At 53.1% G+C, this 19,477-nt stretch carries 25 protein-coding genes; 4 read left to right on the top strand and 21 right to left on the bottom strand.

The window, feature by feature from the left end; translation table 11 throughout:
- Positions 1 to 7 precede the first annotated feature (7 nt).
- Both trhP and ACWKXT_RS09540 read left to right on the top strand, forming a co-directional pair.
- Positions 8 to 1,369, top strand: coding sequence for a prephenate-dependent tRNA uridine(34) hydroxylase TrhP (gene trhP, locus ACWKXT_RS09545; RefSeq protein ID WP_454532306.1), 1,362 nt, complete (start codon positions 8 to 10; stop codon positions 1,367 to 1,369).
- 277 nt (positions 1,370 to 1,646) lie between these two features.
- Positions 1,647 to 2,033 (top strand): hypothetical protein, encoded by a 387-nt coding sequence (locus ACWKXT_RS09540; protein ID WP_454532305.1) that lies wholly within the window; start codon positions 1,647 to 1,649, stop codon positions 2,031 to 2,033.
- Positions 2,034 to 2,076: 43 nt separating this feature from the next.
- On the opposite strand, the gene ACWKXT_RS09535 is transcribed toward ACWKXT_RS09540, so the two are convergent.
- Complete coding sequence (locus tag ACWKXT_RS09535; protein WP_454532304.1) at positions 2,077 to 2,292, bottom strand: hypothetical protein; 216 nt, start codon at positions 2,290 to 2,292, stop codon at positions 2,077 to 2,079.
- 772 nt (positions 2,293 to 3,064) lie between these two features.
- Here ACWKXT_RS09535 and ACWKXT_RS09530 point away from each other — a divergent pair.
- Positions 3,065 to 3,898 carry a phage antirepressor N-terminal domain-containing protein gene (locus ACWKXT_RS09530; protein ID WP_454532303.1) on the top strand — a complete coding sequence of 278 codons (834 nt, stop codon included), beginning with the start codon at positions 3,065 to 3,067 and terminating at the stop codon, positions 3,896 to 3,898.
- 543 nt (positions 3,899 to 4,441) lie between these two features.
- A complete protein-coding gene (locus tag ACWKXT_RS09525) occupies positions 4,442 to 4,600 on the top strand; it encodes a hypothetical protein (RefSeq protein WP_454532302.1) in 159 nt (52 codons plus the stop codon).
- A gap of 419 nt (positions 4,601 to 5,019) precedes the next feature.
- Here ACWKXT_RS09525 and ACWKXT_RS09520 read toward each other — a convergent pair whose 3' ends face one another.
- From ACWKXT_RS09520 to ACWKXT_RS09425, 20 genes are read right to left on the bottom strand one after another with little or no spacing between them, the layout of a single operon-like run.
- Complete coding sequence (locus ACWKXT_RS09520; RefSeq protein ID WP_454532301.1) at positions 5,020 to 6,699, bottom strand: hypothetical protein; 1,680 nt, start codon at positions 6,697 to 6,699, stop codon at positions 5,020 to 5,022.
- A gap of 2 nt (positions 6,700 to 6,701) precedes the next feature.
- Positions 6,702 to 7,241, bottom strand: a complete 540-nt coding sequence (locus ACWKXT_RS09515; RefSeq protein WP_454532300.1) for a baseplate complex protein — start codon at positions 7,239 to 7,241, stop codon at positions 6,702 to 6,704.
- Complete coding sequence (locus ACWKXT_RS09510; protein ID WP_454532299.1) at positions 7,213 to 7,938, bottom strand: hypothetical protein; 726 nt, start codon at positions 7,936 to 7,938, stop codon at positions 7,213 to 7,215. The genes ACWKXT_RS09515 and ACWKXT_RS09510 overlap by 29 nt, the downstream gene beginning before the upstream one ends.
- Positions 7,928 to 8,548, bottom strand: coding sequence for a tail fiber assembly protein (locus ACWKXT_RS09505; protein ID WP_454532298.1), 621 nt, complete (start codon positions 8,546 to 8,548; stop codon positions 7,928 to 7,930). The genes ACWKXT_RS09510 and ACWKXT_RS09505 overlap by 11 nt, the downstream gene beginning before the upstream one ends.
- On the bottom strand, positions 8,536 to 10,614 hold the full coding sequence (locus tag ACWKXT_RS09500) for a phage tail-collar fiber domain-containing protein (protein WP_454532297.1): 2,079 nt from the start codon (positions 10,612 to 10,614) through the stop codon (positions 8,536 to 8,538). Before ACWKXT_RS09500 ends, ACWKXT_RS09505 begins: the two co-directional genes overlap by 13 nt.
- A 5-nt stretch (positions 10,615 to 10,619) precedes the next feature.
- Positions 10,620 to 11,216, bottom strand: a complete 597-nt coding sequence (locus ACWKXT_RS09495; protein ID WP_454532296.1) for a hypothetical protein — start codon at positions 11,214 to 11,216, stop codon at positions 10,620 to 10,622.
- Positions 11,209 to 12,393, bottom strand: a complete 1,185-nt coding sequence (locus tag ACWKXT_RS09490) for a baseplate J/gp47 family protein (protein WP_454532295.1) — start codon at positions 12,391 to 12,393, stop codon at positions 11,209 to 11,211. Before ACWKXT_RS09490 ends, ACWKXT_RS09495 begins: the two co-directional genes overlap by 8 nt.
- Complete coding sequence (locus ACWKXT_RS09485) at positions 12,390 to 12,719, bottom strand: DUF2590 family protein (protein ID WP_454532294.1); 330 nt, start codon at positions 12,717 to 12,719, stop codon at positions 12,390 to 12,392. Before ACWKXT_RS09485 ends, ACWKXT_RS09490 begins: the two co-directional genes overlap by 4 nt.
- Positions 12,719 to 14,683, bottom strand: a complete 1,965-nt coding sequence (locus tag ACWKXT_RS09480) for a phage tail tape measure protein (protein ID WP_454532293.1) — start codon at positions 14,681 to 14,683, stop codon at positions 12,719 to 12,721. Before ACWKXT_RS09480 ends, ACWKXT_RS09485 begins: the two co-directional genes overlap by 1 nt.
- Positions 14,680 to 14,823, bottom strand: a complete 144-nt coding sequence (locus ACWKXT_RS09475) for a DUF6890 family protein (protein ID WP_454532486.1) — start codon at positions 14,821 to 14,823, stop codon at positions 14,680 to 14,682. The genes ACWKXT_RS09480 and ACWKXT_RS09475 overlap by 4 nt, the downstream gene beginning before the upstream one ends.
- A 47-nt stretch (positions 14,824 to 14,870) precedes the next feature.
- On the bottom strand, positions 14,871 to 15,128 hold the full coding sequence (locus ACWKXT_RS09470) for a putative phage tail assembly chaperone (RefSeq protein ID WP_202560984.1): 258 nt from the start codon (positions 15,126 to 15,128) through the stop codon (positions 14,871 to 14,873).
- Positions 15,115 to 15,303, bottom strand: coding sequence for a hypothetical protein (locus ACWKXT_RS09465; RefSeq protein ID WP_454532292.1), 189 nt, complete (start codon positions 15,301 to 15,303; stop codon positions 15,115 to 15,117). The genes ACWKXT_RS09470 and ACWKXT_RS09465 overlap by 14 nt, the downstream gene beginning before the upstream one ends.
- On the bottom strand, positions 15,275 to 15,604 hold the full coding sequence (locus tag ACWKXT_RS09460; RefSeq protein ID WP_454532291.1) for a hypothetical protein: 330 nt from the start codon (positions 15,602 to 15,604) through the stop codon (positions 15,275 to 15,277). Before ACWKXT_RS09460 ends, ACWKXT_RS09465 begins: the two co-directional genes overlap by 29 nt.
- Positions 15,604 to 15,945 (bottom strand): M15 family metallopeptidase, encoded by a 342-nt coding sequence (locus ACWKXT_RS09455; RefSeq protein WP_454532290.1) that lies wholly within the window; start codon positions 15,943 to 15,945, stop codon positions 15,604 to 15,606. The genes ACWKXT_RS09460 and ACWKXT_RS09455 overlap by 1 nt, the downstream gene beginning before the upstream one ends.
- Complete coding sequence (locus ACWKXT_RS09450; RefSeq protein ID WP_454532289.1) at positions 15,942 to 16,238, bottom strand: holin; 297 nt, start codon at positions 16,236 to 16,238, stop codon at positions 15,942 to 15,944. The genes ACWKXT_RS09455 and ACWKXT_RS09450 overlap by 4 nt, the downstream gene beginning before the upstream one ends.
- Positions 16,239 to 16,247: 9 nt before the next feature.
- On the bottom strand, positions 16,248 to 16,703 hold the full coding sequence (locus tag ACWKXT_RS09445; protein ID WP_454532288.1) for a phage protein: 456 nt from the start codon (positions 16,701 to 16,703) through the stop codon (positions 16,248 to 16,250).
- Positions 16,700 to 17,827, bottom strand: a complete 1,128-nt coding sequence (locus ACWKXT_RS09440; RefSeq protein ID WP_454532287.1) for a DUF2586 domain-containing protein — start codon at positions 17,825 to 17,827, stop codon at positions 16,700 to 16,702. Before ACWKXT_RS09440 ends, ACWKXT_RS09445 begins: the two co-directional genes overlap by 4 nt.
- Positions 17,824 to 18,528: a hypothetical protein gene (locus ACWKXT_RS09435; protein WP_454532286.1), complete on the bottom strand. Its 705-nt coding sequence runs from the start codon at positions 18,526 to 18,528 to the stop codon at positions 17,824 to 17,826. The genes ACWKXT_RS09440 and ACWKXT_RS09435 overlap by 4 nt, the downstream gene beginning before the upstream one ends.
- Entirely contained in the window at positions 18,525 to 19,007 is a 483-nt protein-coding gene (locus tag ACWKXT_RS09430) for a phage tail protein (protein WP_086626639.1), read from the bottom strand. The genes ACWKXT_RS09435 and ACWKXT_RS09430 overlap by 4 nt, the downstream gene beginning before the upstream one ends.
- Entirely contained in the window at positions 19,004 to 19,456 is a 453-nt protein-coding gene (locus tag ACWKXT_RS09425; protein ID WP_200083608.1) for a head completion/stabilization protein, read from the bottom strand. The genes ACWKXT_RS09430 and ACWKXT_RS09425 overlap by 4 nt, the downstream gene beginning before the upstream one ends.
- Between the last annotated feature and the right edge of the window lie 21 nt (positions 19,457 to 19,477).

Here is a 19,477-nt window from a genome sequence, read left to right as displayed (position 1 = left end):
AACAAACATGTTTAAACCGGAACTCCTTTCCCCGGCGGGAACGCTGCAAAATATGCGTTACGCTTTCGCCTATGGTGCCGACGCCGTTTACGCGGGCCAGCCGCGCTACTCGCTGCGCGTGCGTAACAACGAATTCAACCACGAGAACCTGCAGCTCGGCATCAACGAAGCGCATGCCCTGGGCAAGAAATTCTACGTGGTCGTGAACATCGCGCCGCACAACGCCAAGCTGAAAACGTTCATCCGTGACCTGAAGCCCGTTGTGGATATGGGCCCGGACGCGCTGATCATGTCGGACCCGGGTTTAATCATGCTGGTTCGGGAGAACTTCCCGGAGATGGATATTCACCTCTCCGTACAGGCTAACGCCGTCAACTGGGCGACGGTCAAGTTCTGGAAGCAGATGGGGCTGACCCGCGTTATTTTGTCCCGTGAGCTTTCGCTGGAAGAGATCGAAGAGATCCGCACCCAGGTGCCGGATATGGAAATCGAAATCTTCGTTCACGGCGCGCTGTGCATGGCCTACTCCGGCCGCTGCCTGCTCTCCGGCTATATCAACAAACGCGACCCGAACCAGGGCACCTGCACCAACGCCTGCCGCTGGGAATATAACGTCCAGGAAGGCAAAGAGGATGACGTCGGCAACATCGTCCACAAGCATGAACCTATTCCGGTGACCAACGTCGAGCCGACGCTGGGCATCGGCGCGCCAACCGACAGCGTGTTTATGATTGAAGAAGCCAAACGTCCGGGCGAGTATATGACCGCCTTTGAAGACGAGCACGGCACCTACATCATGAACTCGAAAGATCTGCGCGCCATCGCCCACGTCGAGCGTCTGACCCAGATGGGCGTGCACTCCCTGAAGATCGAAGGCCGCACCAAATCCTATTACTACTGCGCGCGCACCGCGCAGGTGTACCGCAAAGCCATCGACGATGCCGCCGCCGGTAAACCTTTCGATACCAGCCTGCTGGAAACCCTTGAAGGCCTCGCGCACCGCGGCTACACCGAAGGTTTCCTGCGTCGTCATACCCATGACGACTACCAGAACTACGAGCACGGCTACTCCGTTTCCGAGCGTCAGCAGTTTGTCGGCGACTTCACCGGCGAGCGTAAAGGCGTGCTGGCTGCCGTCGCGGTGAAAAACAAGTTCACCAAAGGCGATAGCCTGGAACTGATGACCCCGCAGGGCAACATGAACTTCACGCTGGAGCATCTGGAAAACGGCAAAGGCGAAGCGATTGACGTGGCGCCGGGTGACGGTCATACCGTCTGGCTGCCGGTGCCGGAAGAGGTGGAGCTGAAATTCGCGCTGCTGATGCGTAACTTCAACGGTGAAAGCACCCGAAACCCACACGGCAAATAGTTAATCAGGGAAATTTTTTCGCGCTGGGATAATTCTTAGAATCGGATCACATACCGCTTCGTTCAATACGGGTATTATCCCCCCGCTGAAAAACATAACCCATAAATGCTAGCTGTACCAGGAACCACCTCCTTAGCCTGCGTAATCTCCCTTACGCGGGCTTATTTTTTAAACTCATGCCATTGAAATAAAAGGAATTATTTCAAACAATGTCCACATATCGACCACATCACATACTAAAACCCCGTTTATCGGGGTTTTTTCATTGGAGATAAATATGCAAGAACTCACCGGCAAACCTCTGCATCAGTCAATTATTGGTGGGGTTCGTATTGAATGTCCCGCCGAACTAGTGACAAGCCTTGAGGAATATTTCAAAAACAAGGGGCTAGATGCCGGGCGCTCTGTTTGCTTTTCGAACAACTCTTCCGATAAACTCAATCTGTTTTTTGAAGTTGCAACTCAAACCAAAAAATTAGCAGGAGCTATTATGGGATTGCTGGACAGAAAGGATGTTGAAATTGAGCTAAACCTTTGCACTCGTGATGATGTGCCACAAACTGCAAAGGTTAAATTGCGCAGCCTGAAGGATGTTGATGCGTGCGAACGCCTCATTGACAAGCTGGCATCTGTGGTCGTTAAGTCCCGGCAAGACGATCAGTAAAAAAATAGCCCCGATGAAACTTTGGGGCTTATGCAGTCTTTAATCACAGCTTAAACAAGCCAACTATCGTAATTCTTACTACCTGACTATTTTTCTCTTGCGAAACCTTCAGCAAGTGTTCCAGATGGCCTGCTCTCACCTCTTCTGGATCTAAAAAGGCATCTGGCTCGTGTTCAATAGTAATCGTTCCGTTACCGTTAAAGATTAACTGGCCAGTGCTGTTATAGCCTTCAAAGTAGCTGATATAACCTGTTTTCATCCTCGCCGTTCCCTCACTGACTGAACAAAATGAAAGTGGCATTTGTCGCATCTCTCATCATCTAACGAGAATAAACGTTCAATGAATGAACGCTTCTGACCGCAGTCCTGGCAGTACTTAAGTGCAAACAGTTTCATCTGGTTATCATCATCCTGTAATTGGAATGCGCTCACCATATGCCCCACTCCGCTTAAATTCCAATTACTTAGAACGATCAGTTTCACGCCATTGATCGCTCATAACGATCAATAACCATCGGTGTACAGAATGTTAATAAAATGGGCTTTACCCTGCCCCGGATTTAAGTCGGCCATCGGAAAACCGTCACAACCATCACAGCCATTCAAAACAGCAAGTAACCTTCTGATTATATTAAATATATGTTGTGACGGTAAAACCATCACAAAACGCAACACAAACCATCACACCCAATAAATTCAATTAGTTATAAAACAGAGTTGTGATGATTTAAGACCGTCACACTGTGATGCTTATGTGATGCTTTTGTGATGGTTATAGATATGATAATTTATATTTATATATCATATAGATAGATGATAATTTTAAATATTGTGACGTTTGTGACGGTTTTCCGACACCCCCCTTCAAATTTTGGAAATGTCAGGATTGGCTAAAAATCACCCTGATTTGTGGGTGAGTTTGTTATATCTACGTGGTGTTTATGTACGGTTTGGCATAACGGGTCTGCCGGGGATATAGTCGCTGTCAGAGGCTGTTTTTGTACCCACATTCACCGGATGGAACGTTAGCGATGAATCAGAAAGATATTTTTCCGTTTAATTTTCATGGGGATAAGCTGTACATCGTTGAGTACAAAGGCGAACCCTATGTCGCTATGAAGCATGTTGTCGAGGGAATGGGTTTGGCCTGGAGTCGCCAGCATATGCGGCTTAGGCAGCGCTTTGCAGGGGGGATCACCCAAATGGTGATCCCCCTGAATGGAGTACCGCAGAATATGGTTTGTATGGCCGTTCGTAAGCTCCCGGGCTGGCTTATGAGCATTAACGCTAACAAGGTAAAGCCAGAAATCCGTGAGAAGGTTATGCAGTACCAGCAAGAGTGCGATGATGCCCTGTATGACTACTGGACGAAAGGTATCGCTATAAATCACAGGCTGAACATCAAAGAGCGTCTGGCGGCTTTCGAACGTTTACATACTGTTGCGGATCAACTTTGCAGGCAACGCCGGCCATCGCTTCAAAAGCTACTGCATACGGAGCTGGAGGAACTGGCCATGCTGCTAAACGTTGAAGCTCCCGTACCTGACTTTCCAGAGAACATCACGGCAAAAATTGGCGATCCACGTATCGATGGTGATGCGATGTACGAGTTCTGGGATTTGTACGAGATGCTGGAAAACCCGCGCAGACCGAAACTCAATCACAGCCCGGACAGCAACCAGATTGCTATTGAGCCGTTTTCTTTCCGTGAGTTGTGCGAAAGGCAAAAGCTAAACTTCCCTGACATTAACCAGTTACGCGAAGAATTACACGACCGTTCTCGCTATCCCTTTCAGGGTTATCAGGCAGTCAACAGTGCAATAACTGGCGAACCAGTGCAGTGCTGGGTATTCGCAACAAAATAGTTACCTGCCTGTGAAATGTTAAAGGCCACCGGGGGTGAGCCGGTGGCCTTAGTTACGTTTCCTGACTACTTACGGTAAGCAGGCCAGAATCAGCTCAATAAAGGCGACAAGCGCCTTAAGAGCGATGACAGCGATTTGAAGAAATCCCTTCATCCGTTTGCTCCACTACAGGAGCGCGGCACCACCGTTAAAGCCCTTACACTGCCTGGTTAACGGTGTTGCATTGTTAGCGGATGCGTGACGCGCTCTGATTGAAGCTCTGGAGCGGCACCACCCGTAATCCAGCCAGGACTTGAACACGTTGTTACATGCCTGCGCAGTGCCAGAACGCGACACCTACTAACGCCGCGATTATAGAAGCATCAGAAGCATAATCAAAGGACTGGAGTAAATAACGGGCAAGAAAAAAGCCCGACTGGTGAGGTCAGGCTTTTTTTTCTTTGGGTGCTTAAAGTGATGAATCTCTGTTCAAGGTAATGAGCCTCAACCAGAACGCGTCACACATCCACTAACGAGATCAAGTGTACCCATCAGGAACAGATGATGCAAACTTCATTAGCTTATTTAAGCCTCAGGAGGCATCTGGAAGCCTCATACGATCCTGTGAAACAGATTTCAGTTCTGCACTTAATCGACGCCCTGCCCCAGACCGCACCAGTAAAAGGCTTGCGAGACTTCTCCGAATACGTGATCCCGCAGTAACCGTTACGTAAAAAATCACGTAATCCACGACGAACCCGCGCCTGTACTGGCTTTCGCATTTTTACATCACTACCGGCCATCGCCCAAAAACTGAAATCCTTGAAATCTGTTTCACACATTTCAGTTTGCGATCGGCCGTCAAATCCCCAGCGCTGGCACAGTCTGGCGGGGGTTTTTGTACCCCCGGAAAAACTGAAATCATTTTCAACACGAAAACCGCAGGCGGGTGCGGTGTAGCGCCGTTTTCGTCACTTCCGTCGTTATTTCGTCGCCGTCAGGATTCGCAGACGCAGGCGTACGCCGCTGCGCTGAGTGCGGGGTGAGTTTTCCTGGGTGTAATGATGCGCTGCGCTGAGAGCGTTCTGTAGCGTCTGAGAGGGATACAAAAAACCCGCTACGGTGAGCGGGTGGGATGAGTATTACTTGCCGATTACGGGGGAGTATTTATCGTTCAGAGTGTCCACTTTCGTGCCGGTACTGCGAATGTCGCCGGCGTTCGTCGGCGTGCCGGTATTGCTGTGCGTGTGGCTGGCCGTCAGTTCTGCCAGCTGCTTGACCACATCAAGCGTATCCAGCATCAGCTGCGCCACGTTAATGCTGCCGGAACCTATCCATACCACTGGCGCGATAATCTGCTGCTGTACGGCCGCAACGCTTTTCCGAATCTGGCCAATCTGCTCCGTCAGGCTCTTGCCGATCGTAACGGTGACGTTTTCGGCTACGGCCATTTCATCACTGCCGCCGACCGTGGCCAGCCGGCTACCCTGAATCGCCTGGCTAAATTTACCGGTGCTGACCTGCTGAATGGCTCCGGCCATCAGCGTGGATGTACCGATAACGCTGGTCTTATCCGTGGCCTTAATGGTCGTTTCCCTGCTTACCAGCTCCCGGCTTTCGGTGTCTGCCTTAACGGTTCTGGCCATCGATGTTTCGCTGATCGTCTGGTCAGTCTGCCGCACCCAGTCGCCGGCCTGTGTAACACGCTGGGAGACTTCCGCCCGCTGCTGCTGGAGTTGCTCGCCGGGTTTGATATCCGGCAGGCTGGTACCATCCGGCACGGTCTGGCGGATAAATGGTTTATCCGGCCGGCCGTCAGTAAAGGCAACTTCTACCAGCGTCCCTTCAGGCGGGAACTGGTACATGCCGGAATCATTACCGGCCATCGGTACCGGTAGTGGGACAGCAGAATAAACGGGCGTTTGCGCGTCGGGTTTTCCGTCTGCGTCAAGCAGCTGCACGTCCACGGCGTAGCGCGGACGGAACGGATCCGAAAAGTTGCCGCTCTTTACTGCTTCTGTCGGCGCGATGACCCTGGCGAACTTCGGCAGGTGTAGCCCGGACGCCAGCTCAGGGTAATGACTTTCAACCTGTCGCTGTACCGGTGATTTTTGCAATGGCTTGCCGGTAGCGCGATTACGCGGTGTCCAGGTAACGGCCATCGTATCGTTAGTCAGATGTACCTTTGTGACGCGCTCGCCGTTCATTTCAACTCCCGGCCGCAGGCTCTGAACAACGGGTAACGTCATGGTGTTACCGCCAGCAGCCCCCTGGCTGAACCCGGCCGGGATATCCACCGGCTTACCGGCAAAGAGTGACTTTTCCGCGCCTCCCACATACAGCCCGCCATCCGGTAGCTGGTACCAGATGTAATCCGTTATGCCAAAGGCTTTACCCAGATTATTCAGCAGCTGATACCCGCTGCCGCTGTGGGTAAAGTGGGGGATCGGTTTATCGGCGTATTCTGCATCAGGTACCATTACCGTAATGCCGCTGTTCTCTTCCAGCCAGCCTGCAACGATGCGCAGCGTGGGGTGCTGAAGTGAACATGGCCACATGCGTTCAAACACCCCGACCAGCTCACGAACAAAAAGCCGCTGAAAGCCGTTATCAGCCGGCTGCGACCGTTCCACATACCCGGTAAACCACCGTAAAAGCAGGTCTGTATAACCCACATTAAGACGCACCAGCTTACCGGTATAGTCCTGGTCAGTTTCGGCCGTAATAAATCCCCGGCCGCAGCTGTTCAGCTCCAGCACCAGACTGGCATCAGCGAGATGTACCTCATCCGTTGACAGGTACAGGCGTTTTATCGGTTTCATCCTTACCCCAGTGCATCATTGACGGGTTTCAGGACTTTGCGCTCAAACCACGTCATTTTCTCATCATCTTCGTCAGCAGACTGGCCGGCACTTCCGGCCGCGCTTCCCTGCTTTTTCGCCGTCGTTTTACTGCTCGCCCTGGCCTCTTTCTTCTCCTGAACGCTGATATGCTCGGTCAGCGTAAATGTCACCAGCCAGGACATTTTCCCGTCCTGCTGCGGGGCATCCAGCGTGCCGGTAAAGGTGGCCTCACGAAAATTAACCGCACGCGCCTGCTCATGCGCCACGCGGTATTTCTGGCGCTTTCCGCTGGTATCGGTGGCGCTGGCCAGCTCAAAGATGCGGCGCAAAATAGCCTTATCTTTAAAGGGAACCTCACCGGATACACGCAGCTCTTTTCCCTTAGCCCCCTGTTCGGATTTGGTTGTAGAGCTGGTCTGTCCGGACTGGTCTTTATCCTGAAACTGCTGCGTAATGGTTACGCGCATGTTTTTCAGCTGGATCGCTTCTCCGTTAAGCGCCAGCGTCGGGTTCGAGGTCATGTATCATTCCTTTTATGCCGTCGAGGTTGTCGCCAACCAGCATCATGGCCGCTGTAAATACAGATGATTGCAGTGGGATGCCCTTCACCAGCTCCAGCAATGTTGACGGCAAATCACCACTGGCTGTGAATACCCACGCCCTGGCGCTTTTCCCCTGTAACTCACTCAGACCGCTGGCAATGTCTCCCAGCAGACCATCACGCAACTGAGAAAACTCGTCCAGCTGCTTTTTGAGACCGTCGAGATCGATAACCGCTGCCGCTTCCTCCTGCGCCTTTTTCACTGCCGCAGCAGCAATAGCCGCGCGGTTTGTGGGAACCGAAAGCGGGATTGCAGCACTCAGGCCGGAGCTATATTTCGCAGGTATCTGCATTCGTTCAGTTGCCAGTTCTGCCGCTGACTGCGCCAGACGTTTGACCTGCACAAACGCCGGGGACGGGAATACATCCACCAGTTGATTCAGGCCAGCCATAAAACCGTCATGTGTCTGACTGGTGACCATCATAATCACCACATCCGCGATGCCGCCCGTATCAGCTAACTTTTGTGCCAGATATGAAACTGCATTCACCGGGCTGAGATATGCTCCGTTCCCGGTCTGTTGCCCCAGACCATATACCCACGGATGTGCAGGAATGACGGAACAGTTAAGCGCCGTGACGGAATCAGTTAATGCCAGTCGTGCTTCACGCCACATTTACCGGCACCTCAGGCCAGGCCGGTTTGGTAACATCAACCCGGTTCAGCAGCACGCGGTATTTCTTCCATTCCGGCAGGATTTTGGCTTCTTTCTCGGTCGCCATCTCCAGCTCAACGGCATCCTGGAGGGTCGCAATCACGTTATTCGCCTGGTTTAATAACTCCAGCTTTTTACGCTCTGCCTCTGCCTCATAATCAATAGGCGCGGCAATAATCTCCCCACCATCAAAAAGAAAAGCGCCGCCTAATGCTTTCTCACCCGCAGCGGTAAATTCATCCGGTACATTCTCCGGCGCGACTTCAACGACAATCTGATTAATCGGGAAAATCGCGCTTGCATCATAAGAGAAATGGATAATTTCTTTCGAGTCTGGGCTAAATGAAATCTTTAACGTCTCCTGTGAAAGCGTCTTAAGCCACTGATACCAGTCATTGCCATTATCATCTTTCAGAAAAACAATATTCATCCCCGGTGATTTGGCAATGTAATATAATTCGAGTTCCTCCGGCGTAAGTTTAGCCACTTTCGCCGGGGTATATTTCCCCCATTTCTCTAATGGGTCATATTTTTTAAACACACCTGATTGTATTGTCATTAAGCCACCCAAGCTGTGTACCAGTTTCCGCCGATGTTATATTGGACATAACGGTATTGAACCGCTGTATAGTTAGTCTTTTGCATGACGGCAGTCACCACTGCGCCATCAGGTGCATATGCATAATTCCCGTCATTATTTCCGTTATCTGCCGTTCCAAGTGAAGCCAGCCTTATTCCGGCTTGCATAAAGTTAGCGACAGTCCAGGCTGACGTTGCAAAGTTCCCGTTGACCCATGCTGTAGTTGCGTACGGGCTTAAATCCTGCTGAGGCGGCGGATTATTTGATGAGTAAGCCCGAACGCCTGGCGTGTCGTACAAACCACCGCCCGCAATAATCGCATTGGGGGCGTTGAAAGTTCCGTCAGAATTAAAACCAAATATGGTTCCAACGCCGTTATCCCCAATAATATGAATAACTGCCGATCCAAAATCGTTTCCGCCGTTTCGCAGTATTCCAAAGCTAACTGCAGAGCCCCAGCCTTGTCCGGATATGGCCGTTGAACCCTTCACAATAGGAAAATAATTCGAAACACCAGCAGGGGCAGGAAATCTGGGAGCAAAGAACGGCGCAGTACCATCGGTATATTGCCCTGCGAATCCGCCCCCCCCCTGCCAGTATTCAGGTTTTGTGCCGTAGTATTTTGCATTATTTAAATACTCAACACTTCCACCACTCGACGGAACAGCCCCTACATCACCTGCAGTAGGTTTAAAGCCTGTGTTGTATGTCCTGTGGAGAGTCCAGGTCAGGCCACCATTAACGGAATCACGCCCGTAGGCTGTCCATTGCTCTGAGGGGTCTGCGTAGTTAATAAACGTGAGTCCCGGCGAGCCGCTGGCATCACGCAGACCGTGAACGAAAACGAAATAATGGCTGTCGGCTTTCAACTCTGCCGGAATATTTGTACACGTACTCATTCTCACGAAAAGATGTTCGCCCAGAATGAATCTGTATGTGCTGAAATCAATGCCCGTGGTAAGCGGACTCCTCGTCAGACCAAATCCATAATCACCGACTTTTAAAACCCGTCCTGCCGTGGTATCTCGTGCACCATCAGTTACATCTGCTCCGGCAGCCGTTCCCAGACTATCTTTTAACGTCTTGACTGCTTTTGGTGTTGCTGCCTTGCTTTCGTCGTCGCTGTCTGTTTCGTTACTTAGTTGCGTAAATCCTTTCTTTGTGGTCGTGGCATCCGGGTGATTGCGCGATTTTTCATGCTCTTTTATCGACTGGTCGTTCAGCGAGCCTTTCGGACGCAAATCGGTGATATTGCCGTCTGCATCGATACTGGCCACAGCAAAAACGTAATGCTGTACACCATCTTTCACGTAATCCGCAAGAGCTGTTGCCACTGTGATCTTGTTCTGCACGCCCCAAACACTGGTAAGAGTCCCTGCCCAGCTCACGTCAAGCCAAACCTTAACCGGTTTGGTAGTTACCGTGATGTTTTGGTTCGCTGAGAGCTGCGCACGCAGGCCAGCAACATATCCCACGCCCTGAGTGACAAAATACTGGTTACCGGTTTTACCAACCAGATACCCGTCCCCGAAAAACGCGCCGGCACCATAAATATCAATATTTTCCAGGCGCTGACGCTCATCTATCCCCCCCATACGGGCGGTAAAGTCAATCTGCCAGGTCTCTGCCGGCGTGTTAATGGCCGTTTCAGTCTGTGCACCAGTGAATTCCATCAGGAACGAGCGGGTCAGGACGTTGCCCTGCTGGCCATCCTTCGTTTTCAGCTTCTGCTGTACCGGGGCATGTACAATCATCGCCAGCGTACCGCTGGCTTTGTTAACCAGACCGACCCAGTTAAACGAAAAGTCGCCCACATCCGCACCCAATACAACCGAATGCACGACCGCATTTTCATTCACTACACCCTTACGGCTTACCGCCTGTCGGTGAACTATCTGCGAGTCGGGCGGCAGCGTTTCACTGCGATCAATCGGTAAATCAGGGTCAAGCCCCGGCACATTCGCAAAAACAAACTCATCGAGCAGAACAGGCTCTCCCGTCGCAGCCTGCTGCGTTTTCCACCGCTCGAATACCAGCGTGATAGCTGTCTGTGACATAAAAACTACTCTCCCTGTAAGCGTGCGCTGAATGTCGCGCTGCTGGTTTCCGTGCCGGCGATCCTCGCCGGATAAACGATATATTCCCCCTGATCCCACCCAGCCCGGATGGCTAAGATTTCAGAGGTGATCACCTCAAACTGATAGCGCCGGCACGTGCGGCCGTACTGGCGAATAATCTGAATCATCAGTTGCGTGTTGTCGGAGATCTGGCTGTCGGTGACACGAACCAGTATCACGTCCCAGTCAATCCCCGGCTGACGCTCCAGCAGCTCCACATAGCCAATACCCAGGCGGTCAAATATATTGATAAAACCCTGGACGGAGCCGGCATCGGCCGCATTCACAAAGGCGTAAGCGACACGCCGGCGGAACAGCTTCAGCGGCTCACCGTTAAACCGGCTGATATCCCTGTCCCATGCGATGAGACCCAGTATCGTTTCGTTGCAGGTCAGCGGGTCAAACTGGCGCAGCGGCCACGTTATCCAGCCGTAAACCTCCGCCCAAAAGGACTGCGCCGCTTTAAGGAGCTTTTGCGGCTCCCCCTGGTTCATCCATGACGGCAGAACCATGCTGGCCAGCTTCTTAAGAAAATCATTCATTCTGTAAATCCACCCTCAGAGAGTTCAGGCGCGGCACGCTGAGTTCACTGGTGATATCTTTCAGCGAAAATTCCAGCGAATCCGTATCCGGGAAGGTCTTGTGGATCTCCCGCCCCAGCTGCGAGAAGGAAAAACGCGCGTATGGCCACGTCTTCTTCACGTCATAGTCGGTATTCTCCCGAAAGGCGCAGCGGATAAGGTTTTCAATCCCTTTTTTGAGGTTGTCCTGCTGATCCTGATCCAGATTGCTCAGGTTTTTTACCCAGACCGTAGCAACCAGCTCGTGACGGGTCTCAGGCATGGCAAAACACTGCATATCATCGCCGTGGCCATGATGTCCCTCGGTGTTGATATAGTCGTTCACGGCCTCAATGAACGGGTCAGACGCTACGCCGCTATCCAGCAACAGATACGCATTGGCGGTACCGGGTCCGCGTGGCGCATCATGCTCAAAGAAGATCCGGTCAATGCTCAGCCCCGCAACGCCGGCAATCATCGAACGATATACCGCGTCGGTATGGTAATTTCCGACCAGATTGAACTGATTACGACAGCGTTCGCGCAGCTCGTCGTCGCTCTCCTCGTCAGCTCCCGGTACCGTCAGCCAGTTTTCTTCACTGGCCACATGACTGATACCGTCCACGGCCACCGGCAGAATGCGGTAATACCCCGGTGCAAGATTGTACGCTCCCCCCGTCCCTGTCGCTTTTACCGCCAGCAGTGCACTGGATGTACCGGAGGGGATCGTGACATCAGCGACTGTGGACATAGCGTATACCTTGCCGTTAATACGCTCGGTCTGTATCACCGTGCCAGCTTTAACCGTCACAGACTGCTTAACATCATCCTTGAAGAAGCGGATCACACCTTCGGCCGCACTGGCCGGTTTTGGGGTGACGTTCACCGCCCAGGCAAGGAGACGCAGCATCTGCCCCGTGGCGGTGGCCACAAACATACCGGGCATGACCACAGCAACCAGCACGTCTTTCAGCCACATCACCGGCGCGGTAACAATTGCCGTAATAAGCCGCCAGAACGGCGACATACGGGACGTGTTGGTGATCAGCCCTTCATCGGCCACAACGGCATCGAAACGGGTATGCACCTCATCTTCCGTGGTCGGCATCCCGCTGGCTTTCACCACATCTTCAAAATCGACCTGTGGCTTTTCCGTCATAGGTTCACCTGATATGAAATGCTGCCAAAGTCATACGTACCGGCAGTCACCCAAAGCCGCTTAGTGCTTTCCTCGCTGATTTCCACCGTGCCCGGCACGATGCGATCGTCGCTTTCGACCAGCAGCTCCAGCTGGGTAAAAATGTCCGCACGTAACGTCGGGCTACGTTCGGCAATTAATTGCGTGGCCAGCCCGCTTTCGATAATTGAATGGACTATATCCTGCCCGATACTTTTCCGGTTATTGCACAATTCAGGCTCGCTGCCTGTATTAAGTACAAAGTTTCGCCCCTCAATAAGCAGGTCGATATAAAGCACATCATTCATTAATTAAGCTCCTGCCATTCCATTAGCAGACCCGGCGTAAATGGCTCGGTAGTATGAACATGCAATTCATTAATATTTTGACTGTTATCGGTTACAGATTTTGAATTTTTGCTGATAGTGCTACTGATACCGCCCCGGTCAATGCCCTTTAACTCACCGCCAGTCGAGAGAGTATTAGTTGTCAGCGCCGGCTGGCTTTCGTTCGTCATCGAAATACTGACGCCGGGGATCTTATTCAGCTTTCCGACAATCCAGTTCCAGGACTTAAGGAACCCGCCTTTGATGGTCTGCCAGATGTTGTCAAACAGCGTCACAATGCCGCTGGCCATGCCGCTTAACGCCTTTGACGGAGAAAAGCCGGTGAGCAGAGCAATGAAACTGTTCCAGCCGGCGATAATCGAATCCCAGGCGGAACTGAACACACCCGCCAGCCACTTCACGACATCCGCCGCAGCCTTAAAAGCGGCGCTGTCCATGACGGCAGCTTTAATGGCATCCCAGTGCTTAACCAGCAGATAACAGCCCACAACCAGCGCTGCGATTGCCGCAATGACCAGCAGCACCGGCCAGCTCATCAGATTGATACTGATACCGGCCAGCATCGCTGCCATACGTACCGCCAGCAGCACACCACGCAGGGTTTTCAGCACGATATTCCAGGCTAAAACGGCTTTCTGCGCCAGCCAGACAACCAGTGTGTACGACTTCACGACCGCAACCAGCAAACGCCAAACCCCGGTCAGCCCCATGATGATGAATTTGGAGACCCCCATCACGATATTGGCGCTCGCCCCTACGGCGGCAAAGCCCAGCAGTGCCAGCGTGGCATACCCGATAACGCGCGCGATATTGGGGAACATCTGCATCCAGCGGGCAAACGTCTGCCCCATATCGGCCAGGCGGTTCAGCACCGGATACAGCACCGGGATTAACGTCAGGCCAATCACCGTCTGGATAGCTTTCAGGATTTGCACAAAGCGATCCCACGGCTTCACCATTTTCGCCGCCATTTCCTGCGTACGCTTCAGGCCGTCAGCACCGCCCAGCTCGGTGATATTGCGTTGCAGTAAAGCCACATTGCCGTACAGCTGCTTGACTACCGCTGAACTGTCACCAAAGGCGGCATCAAGTTCCGCCTGCGCTTTCAGATTGCCGTCCAGGCTTTTACCGTATTTGTTCTGGAGCTTCGTCAGTATGTCCGGCATGGACAGCATTTTGCCGTTCACATCGGTAAACGACAGCCCCAGCTTTTTAGCGCCATCAATCGCGCCGGTCATAAAGCCCTCGTAGGCGCTGCTGGCTTCCGTTCCCAGCGTGCGTTGCAATTGCCCCAGCACCGCCAGCTGTTCGTCCATCCCGACGCCGTAGTTCGTCCCGACGCCTCGCGCACCTTCCATCAGGTCTTTGATGGTTCCCATCTCGGTACCGAAGGTTTTGCGCATATACACCATCTTTCCCGCCAGCTGTTCGGCAAACTGGACTTTACCCAGTCTGGCCGCATCAGCGGAAAAGTTACCGAACATCTGCCCCATAAACTCAGATGTTTCGGCAGCGGTGGATTTCATGGCAAAAGCCAGCGTATTGGCGACTTTTGTCACTTTCGGCAGCTCGGTATCGCTCAGGCCGGCAATGGCCGCATTGATGCTTTCCGTTGACCTGACGAACTCCACCGCACTGGCGCCGTAGGTCATGCTGAAGCGCAGCGCATCACGCTGCACGGTCTTCAGCGAGGTATCATCAATCCCTTTAGCGGCGGCATCGTTCAGCGCGTCATACATCTCAATCGCCGGTGACAATGCCCCCTGAATAGCCTGAGCAACGCCCCACATGGCCAGCGAGCCGGCACCAATCTGCTTAAAGGCATTTTTTGATTTTTCCGCAAAGCCGGATACGCTGGCCTGCGCCTGTTTTAACGGGCGGGTCAGTTTATCAATCAGGCTTAATGTAAAATCTAATTGTTTCATTCCGTGCCTTTAAATGCCGTGCTAATTCCGTTAGCCACCGCAATACGCATATATTCCCAGTAGCGATTATCCAGCCAGACAGCAGCGGATATATCATCCACGGTATCTTCCCCGTGCGGGAGATAATAACGCCGTAATATCAGATATTGTTCGAGTCCATTTTCATCAATAGTCTGGACTCGCTTTGTTAGTTTTTTACTTCAATTTCCAGCTCAGGCGCGTAAAGTTCGTTAACCTTACCCGCAAGCTGAAGCGCAGCGCCTGGGCGTTTTAAAATATCGGCCAACGCTTCTTTGCTTTCTGTCGCCACAATACGGGTCAGATAATTGTGCGCTGGCACTACTTTATTATCCATCGCCATTTCATTAATGAACTTATTATACGCCGTCTGGTTAGGCTCGAAGGTAATATCCTGACCACAAACAGTAAGATTAATCTTTTCCATAAATAACACTCTCTCTTAAATTAATTTCATCAACAAGCTGGTTATGTCGGGCAGCGCACTGTCCGTATAAGTCCAGATAAAGGGTTAATAACTCAGCTGCATCCCGCCCTGTCGCCCCGGCCAGACGCGGCAGCTGCGTGGTACATTTAGTCTTCAGGTTTTCCTGATAGCGCACGCTCGGTGCCGGCTGCGGCTTCGTTGTACATGCTGACAAAATCATCAGACAGGCAACGATTGGTAAACACCGGCTTGACCACTTCGGTACGAATTTCACGGGGTGGCGCATTTTTCAAAGCCTCCAGCTGAGCCTCCAGTTTTCGCCCCGACGCACTGGCCGCGTCTGCCAGCTGCTTACCGGTAGCGGTGGCCGTCCGGCTAATCGCAAGGTCAATACTGTCCCGCTGCCACCCTGCCACTGTCCAGCCGCTACAGAACGTCAGGACAACCAGAATAATTCTCACCACAGGATGTTCCATCAACGAACCCCGTTGTGTTCCAGGCTGAAGTGATTGCCGTCCGGACGGGATTTGAAGCGCCCGCCCCACGTACCGCCAAGCGTCTCCCAGTACTCGCCCAGCGGCAGGTATGCCGCGCTGTCGGTCTGGTACTGGCCATTAATGAACAGATTGAAGTCCACGGCCAGACGCTGGGTATGCAGGCTGTTGGTGATACCGCTGCCTTTTTTCGCATTCAGCGCGGCCTGCTCAGGCGTGCGGTACGCTTCGCCGAACGTCAGGCGATAGCCGTGTTCATCCGCCCACTGGATCAGATTTGCCACCATTACGGTGAAAAGCTGCTGTTTTTCGCTCAGAGTCATTTCCCTGTCCCTTTACTCAGAAGACCGCCAATTCCTTTGTTACGCAACCAGGCCTCCACGCCGTTCAGACCCAGAATCCCCAGTCCGGAACCGATACCTACCAGTGCCAGCGGATGAATGTCCGGTACCACATACAGCGCCACACCGGCCAGCAGTGACAGCGCACTGCCAACAATCAGGCGGCCGGCCAGTAAACGGGCGGTGATAGGCTCACCGCTGTTCAGCATCTTTCCCAGTGCAATCAATGCTCCGATGCCGACCAGTGCAATAAATCCCTTTTCGTACTCCTGCATCCCTGCCTCTTATCCAATCAGATTTTCCGTGGCTTCCGCTTCCAGGTACGGAATGCCGTCAATGTTGATAAATTTAGGGCTTGTCACGAGAAACTTAATTTTTCGCGTGGACAGCGCCCCGCCTTTGGGATCGAGATCCAGAAGGTTATTCAGCAGCAGCTTGCAGCCGAACGCCTCCACCTTGGTTTCTTCGTTGCCGGCTTTGGCATAGAAAAGAAAATCCAGCTCAGGAATGCCGCGCCACGACCCGGCAGACTGCGCACGGGCTTTGATGGTGGTCAGTGCCTTAGTGGCCAGCTCCAGCTCACCCTCGGCGGACACATCACCATCCACCCAGCCATCCGGCACGCCGCGCGTCTGTGCTGCGGCGGTGTTGTCGGTAATATCGAGCGAAATTTTCTCCGCATGTACCAGCTCGCCATCCATATAGAAGTCGAAGGACATGCCCGAAATACGTCTGGTCATGAGTTTGTCTCCAGGCTGGCATCCAGCAACAGGCTGATCGTGATTTGCAGCGGTACTTCATACGTACGCACAACAATGTAAATATCGACGGCCTTTTTGTTCTTCCAGACGATCGTGATATCGCCATCCTGCGGCGGCTTCACTTCGCCAGGGAAGGACACACCGTTAATGTTCGCGGCCGTGGACATTTCGCGCAGCGGACGTGCGAACAGCGTCTGGTGTGCGGCAATGCTGCCCGGTGTGCTGTTAAGCGAACGGTCAGCAATTTTGCCAATAGCCAGCAAACGCACGCGACGTGCGGCTTTATCCACAATACGCAGCGTTTCAATGGACTGATAATCGCCACCCTCAACGTCAAGCGTACGGCCATCAGACCAGTAATAACCGTCATAGTCCGGATACCACATCGGCACGCTGTAGCGCTGCGCTTCCAGCGCCTTAAGCGTGGCCAGCTCCAGCACCTCGCCGGTACCGTCTTTAGGCAGTTCATCGCTGCCCATGTTCAGCAGTGCCCCGGTCTTCACCCGTGCGGGGCTGTCAGCGATAGTGACAGCACGGTTACACAGACGGCCGGCAAGAACGCCAGGCTCGTTACCCCAGAGACGGGGAACCAGCTGTACAGATTTCTCGGCAATACCATCCTGAAGCGTGGACAGGCGGGTCAGATAATCGGCCTGAGCCTCCTCATCCTGCATCCCCTGCACCGCCAGAATGAACCAGACCCAGCGGCCATATTTCGCCGTCAGTTCCGATCGCAGCGTTGCCGCCTGGTTAATTGTCGTTTTTGCGGTGACATCATCAGACAGCACTACCCCTTCAACCGAACAGGACACCTGTGCTGCTTTAACCGCTGCCACCCACGCATCCGGCTCGCTGTCTGCGGCCAGCACATGCACGAATCCCCACCAGTTCTGACCAGCATTCGCTACAGCAGCCAGTACATCACTTTTTAACGGACTGTCCCCGTCGCCCAGTAGCGCATCAAAATCGCTCTGCGCGTTGACAGCCAGCGTCTTCCCTACGTTTTTTGAACCGGTACCGATATACAGCAGCGTACGCTCCACCTCATTGGTTTCGCCCAGTAGCTGGTTTACCTGATTAACGGTTACATTTGGCCAGGTCATGCTCTCCCCCTGATATCCTGCGCGTTAACATCCAGACCGAACCCGACAGCCTGAAGCTGCCGCGCCAGCGCTTTGTTAAAATCTTCCTGACCAATTCCCAGAAACGCCCTGGCAGGTAAATCAATCTGCCAGGAGGTTTTGACAGGCTTATCCTCCAGTGTCCGGATAAGCAGACCAGCCTGACGGGCGGTCATTTTTTCCTGAATTTCCTTATATCCGGGTTTACGCCAGCGCTTACCGCGCCTGACTTTATACCCGGCCTTGCGCAGGCGCTTCGCCTGTCGCAGTGAGGCAGGTTTATCACCCTGCTCGCGGCCTGCCACCTGCTTACGGTTGACGGTGACGCTCATCCCGTTTTGCTGGACATACCCCACGACGCCGGCAGAAAGTTTCCCTTTCGCGTTGCGGTAATGACCGCCGGCAAGATAGAGTCTGACGGACTCGGTTTCCGGTATCTCCCGGATGCGAATAAGTTTTGGCATGTTGCGCAGCATCTTGCCCTTACGGCGCGTCTGCCTTGCTGGCCACTTCTCCCCCTCTGGAGACTGCTGATTACGCACATTGCGCCTGGATGCAGCTTCCACACCGTATTTGGCCATACGCCATAACAGACGGCGGCGCTTCGGTGGCGGTAACTCCAGGCTGGCCAGCGCCGCCTGAAGCTGCCGGAACTGCTCCTGATTCAGCTCCCCCTGAATCATTTTTGACCCTCTGTGAGCGGGATAATGGTCATTTCTTCCGCCGTCCAGACTTCAGGCTCATCGAGTCGCCAGCGCTGGCCATCGAAGGGGATCTCCCCTTTTGGATCGGGAACCATGTTGAGTTCTTCCGCCATAGGAAGCGTCACCACCATGATGGCCGTCTCCTGGTCGATGGTTTCGATATCGAATTCCGGCAGCTCGCTGTCAATGCCGGTTTCCTCCAGCAGCCCCCGCTCATCCTGCGTCAGCCAGGACATAAACAGCGCCATCAGGATTTTGGGATCGTACTCACGGTAGGGATAACGCTCCCACGTCAGGACAGCGTTATAGCGAATGATGGCAAGGCGATACTGCCCCAGCCCGTTATCCCGCTGTGCCGGAATGAACGTGATTTCGTCCATCTGGCTGTCAAAACCCTGCATGGCGCGCTTAGGCATGTTTGCTATGAGAAAATCGGTCAGTTGCTTTAACTGGCTCATATCATGGCCACCGTAATACGTTTCAGCCCCTTGATACGCCGTACCGTCAGCGTGGATTCGGCAATCAGGCTGGAGCGCGTCTCGTCACTCTCCTGCCCTGGATGGCTCTCTCGTCGTCCAACAGACGCAAACTCCCCCATCAGGTCAGCTTTGGCGCGGGCATATACCGCCTTGCGGTAACGGGCGCACAGCAGGTTTTCCCCGTCGATTTCCACTCCCGGCACAGCCTCGGCGCTGGTGTGGCCATCGCTCTGATATTTAGCGGCTACCTTAACGAGATCGTCATTGATTTCGCCGGCTGCGGTCAGCAGCGCCTGGCGAATGGTGGCCGCGTCGATATCGGCCGGAATGGTGCGCTGGGACTGAAAATCCTTGACGCTCAGGTCTGGCCAGAAGCCATCATTCGTCAGAATGGCATCATCAAAATCAATAGAGGTTCCGCTGAACATCCTGTTTCTCCGGAAAAAAAG

The sequence above is a fragment of the Enterobacter sp. UPMP701 genome (assembly GCF_053709515.1).
Note: the sequence above shows the minus strand (reverse complement) of the source record. Positions and strands in the feature narration are given on the sequence as shown.